Annotated in this window: 10 protein-coding genes; 7 read left to right on the plus strand and 3 right to left on the minus strand. The window is 37.7% G+C overall.

Features of this window, described 5'->3' with window-relative positions; genetic code table 11:
- From D0T49_RS09185 to D0T49_RS09210, 6 genes are all read left to right on the plus strand, one after another.
- Positions 1-774 (plus strand): zinc ribbon domain-containing protein, encoded by a 774-nt coding sequence (locus D0T49_RS09185; protein ID WP_163630641.1) that lies wholly within the window; start codon positions 1-3, stop codon positions 772-774.
- Between the two features lie 1,185 nt (positions 775-1,959).
- Positions 1,960-2,442, plus strand: a complete 483-nt coding sequence (locus D0T49_RS09190) for a helix-turn-helix transcriptional regulator (RefSeq protein ID WP_163630643.1) — start codon at positions 1,960-1,962, stop codon at positions 2,440-2,442.
- 122 nt (positions 2,443-2,564) lie between these two features.
- Positions 2,565-3,335 carry a dihydroorotate dehydrogenase electron transfer subunit gene (locus tag D0T49_RS09195; RefSeq protein ID WP_163630645.1) on the plus strand — a complete coding sequence of 257 codons (771 nt, stop codon included), beginning with the start codon at positions 2,565-2,567 and terminating at the stop codon, positions 3,333-3,335.
- 29 nt (positions 3,336-3,364) lie between these two features.
- Entirely contained in the window at positions 3,365-4,276 is a 912-nt protein-coding gene (locus tag D0T49_RS09200; protein WP_163630647.1) for a dihydroorotate dehydrogenase, read from the plus strand.
- A gap of 11 nt (positions 4,277-4,287) precedes the next feature.
- Positions 4,288-4,848: a Crp/Fnr family transcriptional regulator gene (locus D0T49_RS09205; RefSeq protein WP_163630649.1), complete on the plus strand. Its 561-nt coding sequence runs from the start codon at positions 4,288-4,290 to the stop codon at positions 4,846-4,848.
- A gap of 119 nt (positions 4,849-4,967) precedes the next feature.
- Positions 4,968-5,294: a multidrug efflux SMR transporter gene (locus D0T49_RS09210; protein ID WP_163630651.1), complete on the plus strand. Its 327-nt coding sequence runs from the start codon at positions 4,968-4,970 to the stop codon at positions 5,292-5,294.
- 62 nt (positions 5,295-5,356) lie between these two features.
- Here D0T49_RS09210 and D0T49_RS09215 read toward each other — a convergent pair whose 3' ends face one another.
- From D0T49_RS09215 to ftcD, 3 genes are all read right to left on the minus strand, one after another.
- Positions 5,357-6,910, minus strand: coding sequence for an OmpP1/FadL family transporter (locus D0T49_RS09215; protein ID WP_163630653.1), 1,554 nt, complete (start codon positions 6,908-6,910; stop codon positions 5,357-5,359).
- Positions 6,911-6,987: 77 nt separating this feature from the next.
- Entirely contained in the window at positions 6,988-8,430 is a 1,443-nt protein-coding gene (locus D0T49_RS09220; RefSeq protein WP_163630655.1) for a hypothetical protein, read from the minus strand.
- 132 nt (positions 8,431-8,562) lie between these two features.
- Positions 8,563-9,459 carry a glutamate formimidoyltransferase gene (gene ftcD / locus D0T49_RS09225; protein ID WP_163630657.1) on the minus strand — a complete coding sequence of 299 codons (897 nt, stop codon included), beginning with the start codon at positions 9,457-9,459 and terminating at the stop codon, positions 8,563-8,565.
- A 747-nt stretch (positions 9,460-10,206) separates the two neighbouring features.
- On the opposite strand from ftcD, the gene mazG reads away from it, so the two are divergent.
- The gene (mazG, locus tag D0T49_RS09230) at positions 10,207-10,989 is read left to right on the plus strand and encodes a nucleoside triphosphate pyrophosphohydrolase (protein ID WP_163630659.1); all 783 of its coding nucleotides are present in this window, start codon (positions 10,207-10,209) and stop codon (positions 10,987-10,989) included.
- The last annotated feature ends 111 nt before the right edge of the window (positions 10,990-11,100 follow it).

Consider the following 11,100-nt stretch of genomic DNA (forward strand, 5'->3'; position numbering starts at 1 on the left):
ATGGCTACAAAAACAAAAGTAGAAAAAGAAATTACGGTTGAAGATAAACTGAAAGCTCTTTATGATCTTCAGAAAGTAGTTTCAAAAATAGATGAAATTAAAATTTTACGCGGTGAACTTCCATTAGAAGTGCAAGACTTGGAAGATGAAATCGTTGGATTAAATACTCGTTTAGAGAATATTGATGCCGAAATTGCTGATATTGCAACTGCTATTTCAAACAAGAAAATCGAAATTGAAGAATCGAAAACGAAAATAGCAAAATATAAAGAACAGCAAGAAAATGTTCGCAACAATCGTGAATATGATAACTTGTCGAAAGAAGTAGAATTTCAGGAACTGGAAATCGAATTGAGCGAAAAACGTATTCGTGAAGCTACAATAGCCAAGGATAATAAAACAGCAGAGAAGGAAACAACAGTTTCGCGCCTTTCTGAAAGAAAATTAGACCTTGAGCAAAAGAAAAACGAATTGAACGAAATTGTATCGGAAACCAAACAGGAAGAAGAAAAACTTCGTGAGAACGCAAAAGAAATCGAAAGTCTGATAGAAGAACGTTTGCTTACAGCTTTCAAGCGGATACGTAAAAATGCCCGTAATGGCTTGGCTGTTGTATACGTACAGCGCGATGCTTGTGGTGGTTGCTTCAATAAGATTCCGGCACAGCGTCAGTTGGATATTCGTTTACGCAAAAAGATTATTGTATGTGAATATTGCGGTCGTATTTTAGTTGACCAAGAACTGGCCGGAGTAGGTGTTGCTTCTGAAGAATAAATCGTTTCAACAAAACAATATATATAGAAAAGGGAAAGTCAAAATTGGCTTTCCCTTTTTTGTAGCCTTTCCTCTTATCTTCATCCTCTTTCCCTTTATACAGCTCAAGAATAACCTCCTTCAGTACTGCTTTCATCTAAATATACAATTCTCAACACTCCATTTTTCATATAAGCAACTAAAATACAACTGATTATGTGTATTTTATTGTGTCATATTATTATCAAAACCAGAAAAAGTACAGGTTTAGTTAGTATATGGAACATACGAAAGTAAAATGGGAGAAACCATTGGCAATAATTTCAACCAGTTCGCCAAATGAATGAGCAAATGAAAATAGCTATAAGTCTAAAATACAAATGTAATCACATCAAACACTTTCCTTTTGTAAATTCAGGTAAACAATAGTATAATTCACAAAGGCAAACATATAGAAAGTAAGTTATATCTTATTTAGATAATAAATATATTCACAATTATACATATAATTTACATTGATGAATTCCACAAACATATAAATTAAAATTACAAAATTGTAAACATATAATCATAATTAAATCAGTTAATTATAATAAATGTCTATATTTTTAGTTTAAATATACTTCAATAATGTAAATATTAAAGTAAATTCGGGTAGTAATAATGCAAATAGAATACTAATCACATTATTATCAGATTATTAAATAATAACATCTAAACTATTACTTTAAGTAATTTGTTTTTGACTTGTTTTGTATAATAACGATACCCTGCAACACTATATTTTTCTATATTTATTATATCCCTGCCACATTAATACATTTCTATTTTGAGCTATTATAAGCTTAATTGAGTGCATCACACACATATCTTATATCAAAGTCCTAAATACTGCTTGTATGGTTCTTATTTGACACTATTTTAGTTATATTCTTATAGTAATATAAGGGTACATTCGGTATTATTTAGTGAAGTAATAAAACATAGTTATACTTCTTATCATATGTAGTCGGTATTATAAAACCAATTAGCTTTACTTCTTATATTCGATTCACAAAAGTATATGACAATAATAAAACCATATTGTATATTTGTGAATTCACCTTTCTACATATTTTACTTTCCTATTTATTTTCAGATGTGAAACATTTCACATATCTTTGTATTATTCTAAACTTACAAAATATTTGATAAATACATTTGTATATGGACGATAAAGCACGTATTGAAAAGATAATGGAGGCGGAAAATATGAATTCCACTCAGTTTGCTATAGAAACCGGTATTCAGACTTCTACACTATCGCATATTCTGAATGGACGCAACCAACTAAGCCTGAAAGTAGTCAGACAGATTGTGAAGCGATTCAAAAATATTAGCTCAGATTGGCTTATTTCGGGCGAAGGGACAATGTATCGTCAAGAAAAGCATTCTCATACGCCCACTTTATTCGATTTCGAAGCAACAAATAATTCAAAATCAGTGGTTTCGGCTCCCGAAGATACACCTCCTTATGGTAATGCTAAAAATACAAACCAGTATAAAACAGATTATTCGCCGGAGACACCGATACAACAGCAGCAGCCTATAATAAATATCCCTCCTGTTGTAGAAAAGCCTCCGAGAAGAATAAAACGAATTATTGTATATTATGATGATAATTCGTTTCAGGAGTTTATAGACAATTAAGAGCTTGCCTGCTTTTGGTAATTCATTCTGCCCTTTTTACTAATTCAATATATTTCCGTAATTTTGTTTATTCAAAAATGCGGAAATTATTTTTATTCCATAACACCTCCATAATATAGAATATGAAGAAGTTCATCTTAGACTTGATTGTCAAAGAAAATGTTCGGGTAAACAAACAATATGTTCTTTTAATCCTGACAGCTGACGAGGCATTACCTCCTATGCTTCCGGGGCAGTTTGTAGAAGTGAAGGTAGAAAACTCTCCAAACACGTTTTTACGCCGCCCTATCTCAATCAATTATGTAGATTATAAAAAAAATGAGTTGTGGCTCCTTGTTCAGATTGTAGGTGACGGTACGCTTAAGATGAGTGAATTGAAAGAAAATGACAGCGTTAATCTGATTTTACCATTAGGCAATACATTTACGTTACCCGAAAAGAAAGATTCTAAGATACTTTTGGTTGGTGGTGGAGTTGGAACCGCTCCTTTGCTTTACTTGGGTGCTTACCTGAAAGAAAATGGGTATCCTTGTAGCTTTTTACTCGGAGGAAGGTCGAAAGACAACCTACTGCAATTATGCGATTTTGAGAGTATCGGTGAAGTACTGGCTACCACCGAAGACGGTTCTTTTGGTGAAAAAGGCTTTGTTACCCAACATTCGGTATTGAATAAGATAAAATTTGATGCAATATATACTTGTGGTCCTACGCCGATGATGAAGGCTGTAGCCGAATATGCAAAGAGAACAAATACGTTTTGCGAGGTTTCGTTAGAAAATACTATGGCTTGCGGTATTGGTGCTTGTTTGTGTTGTGTGACAGATACAACCGAAGGGCATGTGTGTGTGTGTACCGAGGGTCCTGTTTTTAATATTGAAAAACTTAAGTGGTAATTTTATCCCCAAAAAATTGAATTATAAAAATGGCTAATCTGAACATAAATATAGGCGACCTGCAGTTGAAAAATCCGGTAATGACAGCATCCGGTACATTTGGGTATGGAACAGAGTACTCTGACTTTATGGATATATCGCGAATTGGTGGTATAATAGTAAAAGGCACCACTCTTCGCGAACGGCAGGGTAATCCGTATCCACGTTTGGCTGAAACTCCTTCGGGCATGTTAAATGCTGTAGGACTGCAAAATAAGGGGGTCGATTATTTCGTCAACAATATTTATCCGACTATAAAAGATGTTGATACAAACGTGATTGTGAATGTGTCGGGGTCGGAAGTGTCGGACTATGTTGCGACGGCCGAAAAACTGAATGGTTTGGATAAAATTCCGGCTATTGAGCTGAATATTTCGTGCCCTAATGTGAAGGAAGGTGGAATGGCTTTTGGTACAAGTTGCGTTTCGGCAGTTCAGGTGGTGGGTGCAGTCAGAAAAGTCTATAAAAAAACGCTGATTGTAAAACTATCGCCTAATGTAACAGATATAACAGAAATAGCCCGTGCGGTGGAAGCTGAAGGAGCCGATTCGGTATCACTTATCAACACTTTGCTGGGCATGGCTATTGATGCCAAGAGGCGAAAACCTGTTTTATCAACAATTACCGGAGGACTTTCGGGACCTGCGGTCAAACCCGTTGCTTTGCGTATGGTATGGCAGGTGGCAAAGGCTGTAAAAGTTCCGGTGATAGGCTTGGGAGGGATAATGACGGCTACTGATGCCATAGAGTTTATGCTTGCCGGAGCCAGTGCCATACAAATTGGTACTGCAAACTTTATCGACCCTGCTGTTTGTGTAAAAGTTATTGAAGGAATTGAAAGTTATCTTAACGACAATAACTTTAGTTCGGTAAAAGATATAATTGGTGCTCTCGAAGTTTAAGGATAGTGCATATGGATATTGAATCCATCATCAATAATATAGCTATACTTCCACAGCAGTCGTTGGAGGAGCTTATTGCCATAACGGAAACAGTGAAATTCCCTAAAGGATATTTAATATCGCAAGCTGGTAAAACAGAACATTTTACCTACTTTATCAGCATGGGGTTGGTAAGAGCATTCCAGTACAAAGATGGAGATGAAGTTACATTTTGGTTTGGCAAAGAAGGCGATACAGTACTTTCGATGCGAAGCTACATAGAGGATAAGCCCAGCTACGAAAACATAGAATCGCTGGAAGAACTAACTGCCTATAAGCTGAATAACTCCGATTTAAGAAAACTTTACGAAAAAGATATACATATTGCTAACTGGGGACGAAAACTTGCCGAAAGGGAACTGTTACGCACAGAAGAAAACTTTATATCCCGCCAATTCAAGACAGCCACAGAACGCTACGAAGAATTAATAAAAACCCACCCTCATTTACTGCAACGTGTTCAGTTAGGGTATATTGCATCATATTTAGGTATCACCCAGGTATCATTAAGCCGTATCCGTGCCAGTATCTAATAAACTTTTCTGTAAGGTGTTTTTTCTCATTTGATAAAAAATACCTCCTTTTATTTCCGGACTTTTGTGCGTTCAAACTCAATAAATCAAAAAAATGATTTATTAAAATTAGTCTGGCTATGAATTGGATTTATTTATTATTGGCAGGATGTTTTGAAGTTGGCTTTACGTTCTGTATCGGAAAGACAAAAGAGAGCGTTGCTCCGGTGTCTTATTACTGGTATGTTGGTTTTTTAATATCTCTTGCCTTTGGTATGTGGCTGTTGATAAAGGCTACTCAAACATTACCTATCGGCACTTCGTATGCTATTTTTACCGGTATTGGTGCTGTAGGTACAGTATTGGTTGGTATTTTTGTTTTTAATGAGCCCGCTACTTTTATGCGTATGTTTTTTATAACTACGCTGATACTATCAATCATAGGTTTGAAAATTGCATCACATTAAACAAAAATGAGGTTACATCCCTATAGGAGCAACCTCATTTTGTGTATTGCGATAATCTGTTTTTAAAATTTAATTCCCAATGTTGCAACTACATCGTAATTGCGTATAGTAACTTTTGCAGGAGTAAACAAGTCCGATTCGTATGGATAAAATTCTTCTTTCATATTTCTGTTTACAAAAGCAGCATCAATATACCACTTGTTGCCCCTATATCCCAAACCGGCTGTAATATAATTAGTTCCTTTATGAAAAGAGTATTCAGTATCGGTTCTTACTGAGTTGTATTGCATACGTTTATATATAAGCGTATCATCTTCTTTTTTGTCAGAAACAACAGCCGTTTCGGCAGCAAAACCTGCACGCAGGAAAACCCGTTCTGTCAGTAGTAATTCGCCTCCTACCTTTACCAAAAAGGCATGGTTTGCTATTTCTTTCAGATTCTCGTTATTATATTCGTAATAAGTGTTATAACCGTCGAATGAGTTGTAAATTTTTGCTTGCTTGTAATTTGTGTAAACAAGGTCGGTACTAAGTATTGCTCTTTTTCCGAAAATATATGCCACACCGGCGTTTGCCACTCCGGGGGTACGTAGTTCGTAATTATAAGTAGTACCGTATTCACTTACATCATCCATATATACATTATTTACATTACCTTCCAGGTTGTATAATGTCGGAGTTTTATACGACAATCCAATACGAAGCTGGTTGAAAGGTCTGAAAATCAATCCGACATTCAGATTTATGCCATTACCGGTTATACTCAGTTTATTGCCGGTTTGCATATCAGGAGCCATGCTGGCATAAGTTTCGCTGTATGTTCTTATAAGGTCATAGGTGATAGAAGATATATTCAGGGTTGCTCCCAGATATAATTTATTACTGAAATTACCTCCCCACGAGAAGGCATATTCATCTATATATCCACGTTCGCTCGAAGTATAAATAGCTTTCGAAGGTGTAGAACCGGCAAATGGATACCAAGAAGGCTCATCTCTGTTGTCGTATTCGATAAGATTAGAGCGGTATCCTAATACCGTCAGCCATGGAAGTTCAGTATTATCAAAATCATCGTAAAAGTAGCTGCTGTTTGTGAAATCACTTGGCCTGACAGCCGACGCATTAGAAAAAAATGCAATATAATCGGCCATAGAGTCATCCAACTCTCCGCTTTTTATCTTAGTATTTCGATTAAAATTTTTCAGGCGGTTGTACGAAAATCCCCAATTCGATTGCAAAAGCCCTTGATTGCTTCCATCCTGAGCATTCCATGTTTTGAATGAACCGACAAGTGCAGCATTCTTGAATCCCAGTTTGAACAAATCATCGCTTGCAGTAGCACCTTCCCAGCTCGCATGCGATGTTTGGGTAAGGAAATTGAATGTTGTGGTAATTTCAGAACTCCGGTAAACTCCCAAGCCTGCCGGATTGTCCTTGATTGCAGATACATCGCCACCAAGGGCACCAAATGCTCCAGCCATTCCCATATAGCGGGCAGTTCCCGATATATCCTGATGAGCTATTTTTATAGCATCAAATTCGGTAGTTTGAGCTTTAAGCATAGCGATGCTTACAACACTTAAAGATAGTATAAGAGCCAATTTAATTTTTTTCATTGGGTTTATATTTTAATGTTTTTATTCTTTATACAATAGGGTCTGATTTATTTACAAAACAATTACTTTCGGTATTATTATCTTCTTCCACCACCGGACGAACTACGGCTTGATGAGCCACCTCCCGACGAGTAAGAGCTTCCGCCGCTGCTTCTGCTGCTACTACCTCCCGATGAGTAAGACGAACTGCTACTGCTCCGGCTACTGCCTGACGAGTATGAACTACTACTCGAAGACGACCTGCTGGGCGAGCTATAAGAAGAGGAAGAATTGCTTCTACCGGAGGAACTACTGTTACTGCTTCCTGATGAGTACGAGCTAGAAGACCTGCTTGGAGAAGTACTGTATGAAGAAGAACTTCTGCTATTTGAACTGCCCGAAGAAGATGAATTATAACTTGGCCGTGCAGTACCCGAAGAACTTGTTGATGTTCTGGGTTGCGTATTTACAGCACCGGAACCGGGGCGCGAAGTGCTTGGTGAACTTGTACTTGTTCTCGCACTGCTGCTGTAAGTTCCACTTGGGCGTGTTGTTGATACTCCAGAGCTTTGTCTTGACGTTGTACCGGTAGTGCCTTGCCTTACCGAACCTTGGGGTGCTCTTGTAGAAGAAGAAGCGCCTCGTGAGCCGGATACACTACTGCGGCTACTATTATTCCCTACTATAGTATAAGTATTTCTTGATGTGCCGGAGCGAGAAGATGTCCCTACGTTGCTTCTTGATGTCGTATTCGCACCTCCTGAACGTGAAGCAGTAGCTGTACCTGAGCGCGATGTAGCGACACTTGAACGGCTACCTACGCTTGTGGAAGAACTTCTGCTGGCCATATTGGTGCGCCTGTTAGCATTATGATAGTTCGAGCTGTAGTAATGTCCTCCACCATGCCAATAGTTGTTGTGGTGGTGATGTCCCCAGTAATGTCCGTGATAATAATAATCAGGGTAATATCCCCAACCCCAGCTTGGGCCCCAGTACCAAGAGTCATAATATCCCCAATATCCTCCATAATAAGGATAGCTCCAGTTCCACCCCCAATACCAACTGCTGTAGTACGAGTACGGGCGGTAATAATGATTCCACCAATATGGATTTGACCAACCATATGATATATCTACATACACATTAGGGATTACATCGTCCGAATAGTATATGTCAACATAGTCAGGGTCGGATATATGGATGGTTTCTGAGCGATGAAAGCGTTTTATGCGGTTTGTATATTCACCATCTGCCACTTCTTCGTCAGCATAGTACTCTTCACTATCATTGTATAATGAATCATTTGCTTCCGAAAGCAAATAAATAGTATCGGAGTCCAAGTATAGCTCGGCTCCCGACTGACTGTCGATAAAAACGATTTCCTTTGCTCCGTTTTTATAATTTGCAGGTTGGCTTGTTTTCTTTTCCGTTTTCTTTTCGTCTTTAGGCGAATAGTATATATCGTCGATATATGCCTGCCCAAAACTGATAGACGGGATAAGAAACGCAATCAGTAACGTTAGATGAATAATTCGTTTCATAATATAAATCTCCTATTGTTTATTTTTGGTATCAGAAATTTCATTGTGAAAGAAACAATAATCGTGCCACCCATAGGCATTGAGGTGCTTATTCTTTTTGTTTTTATGTTAAAAAAATCATTGCGCCCGATTTTACTCCATGAAATTCATTTCTAAAATACGGTTTGCAGTAAAATTCTCCAATCCTAAGTAATAAGATGCAGTGTCAACAACAGCATCCATCGGGATAAGCCCTATAAGTTCGCTTCCTGCAATTGTCACACCATAACGTTGGGCTTCTATTTTTACCAATTCGAAAACTCGGTAGATGGATGTTTGTGTATAATCAGTTATGTTCATCGAAACCTGTACTATACCTTGTTCTTTCAGTTCAACTCCCATAGCTTTACAGTATCTTAATCCACCATTAGAAAACCGGATTTTTTTAGCTATTGCTTTAGCTATTTCCAGTTTATCAGTATTAAGATTGATGTTGTATGCTACCAGCGGAATGCGTGCCCCAATGGCTACAGCTCCCGCATTGGGATGTGGCGTATCGTTGCCAAAATCGGGTTTCCACTCTTCGCTTTTCATTTTATCCGTCAATCCTTCAAATTCACCTTTGCGCACATCGGCCAGGTTTTCACGGTGCGGTGCTGAGGCCGATTTTTCGTACAGATATACAGGTAAACTATATTTTTCGGCTACTGTTATTCCAACCTCTTTCGAAATTTCGATAGCCTCTTCCATCGACACATTTCTGATTGGGATAAACGGAACAACATCTACTGCGCCCATACGTGGGTGTTCGCCCGTATGCTTTGTCAGGTCGATAATGCTTACCGCTACTCCTATGGCTTCTATTATAGCATTTTTTACTGCATTAGGTTCACCTATCACGGTGACAACCATACGGTTATGGTCGCGGTCGTTGCTGTAATTCAGAAGTTTTACGTTTTCTTTTGCTCTAAAAACATCAACGATTTTTTCTATTTTTTCGAGGTCGCGCCCTTCGCTGAAATTGGGGACGGATTCAATTATTTTATTCATTAGAAAATTATATATGTTTACTCAGTACATGACAAAAAAATGTCGAATGTTTCTTCAATCTGTTATTGGAACTCTTTTGACCTTGTCCGGTGAGCCGAAAAATAAGAGCAGTCGGCGTTAAAAAATCTTCCCTGTTTGAGCGACGCGAGGAGCGAGTTTGGAAGATTTTAGCCGGCAAACGCTAATTTTTCGTGTGAAGCGGGCAGAGTCTTGATTTTTTGTTCCTTTTGCATCAAGGCAAAAGGAAGTAAGATAATTTAAACAAAATCATTTAATGTCAGCAAATTACTGATTGCTATTCAGTTTTTTGTCATGTACTAAAATATGTTTATTTGAAAAGTCCCGTAGGGACGACAGTTTGGTAATAGATGGTTTTGCACACCTTATTTGCGTGCCGTAGGTACGCTACTTGTTACGAAAGGTTTCGTACCTACGGCACGAATAATACCTGTTATACTACTTTATTACCAAACTTAAGCTCCTACGGAGCGTTTGATTTACATTTTAAACAATAGTTTTAATGCATCAGCACAATTTTCATATTGAAATACGAAAGTACAATATATGACGAAGAAAAACAAACAAAGTTGCTTTGCAAAATTTCCCGTATTTGTAAATTGATGTACCTTTGCATGTTATTTTTCGTCACATAGTACACATAGCTTATTGGTGATTTCGTATATGCTTCTATGTGAGCAAAATAATATACATTAAACATTAATAATTGATAATTAATAATTAAAAAATATGCATACAAAAGAACAAAAAATGCAGGAATTTGGACGCTTGCTTGACATTATGGACGAGCTTCGCGCTAAATGCCCGTGGGATAAGGAGCAAACGTTTGAAAGCCTCCGCACTCTTACTATCGAAGAAACTTATGAACTTACCGACGCTATAGCGGATAACGACCTGAATAATATAAAGAAAGAACTGGGCGATGTGTTGCTCCATATTATTTTCTATTCGAAGATAGGAAGTGAAGCAGGCAATTTTGATATATATGATGTGTGTAAATCGCTGAATGAAAAACTGATATACAGGCATCCACATATTTTTGCAGATGTTGATGCTGATAATAGCGAAAAGGTGATGCAAAACTGGGAAAGTCTTAAACTGAAAGAAAAAGGAGGTAATAAATCAGTATTGGCAGGTGTTCCGCTTTCGCTTCCGGCACTGATAAAAGCTCACCGCATTCAGGATAAAGCCCGTAGTGTGGGTTTCGATTGGAAAGAGCGTGAAGGAGTATGGGATAAGGTATCAGAAGAAATGAATGAACTGAAAGATGAAATAAACGATATGAATCGGGATAAAATGGAAGCCGAGTTTGGCGATTTGTTTTTCAGCCTGATAAATGCCGCACGACTATATGATATTAATCCCGAAAATGCACTGGAACGGACAAACCGCAAGTTTATACACCGTTTCAACTATCTGGAATCTAAAACAATAGCTCAGGGAAAAGACCTGAAGAAAATGAGCCTTGACGAGATGGATAACCTATGGGACGAGGCTAAGAAACAGGAATAAATATACATATTTTAAATTAAATATTTAAATATTTTTCGTAGCCGAAACTAATCTTTCCGCCTCAGCTGGTAAGCGTTAAGAAATTCAGCGTAACGAAGCGTTAAACAGGAT

The organism is Paludibacter sp. 221, from assembly GCF_010501035.1.
Lineage (GTDB): Bacteria > Bacteroidota > Bacteroidia > Bacteroidales > Paludibacteraceae > QVMH01.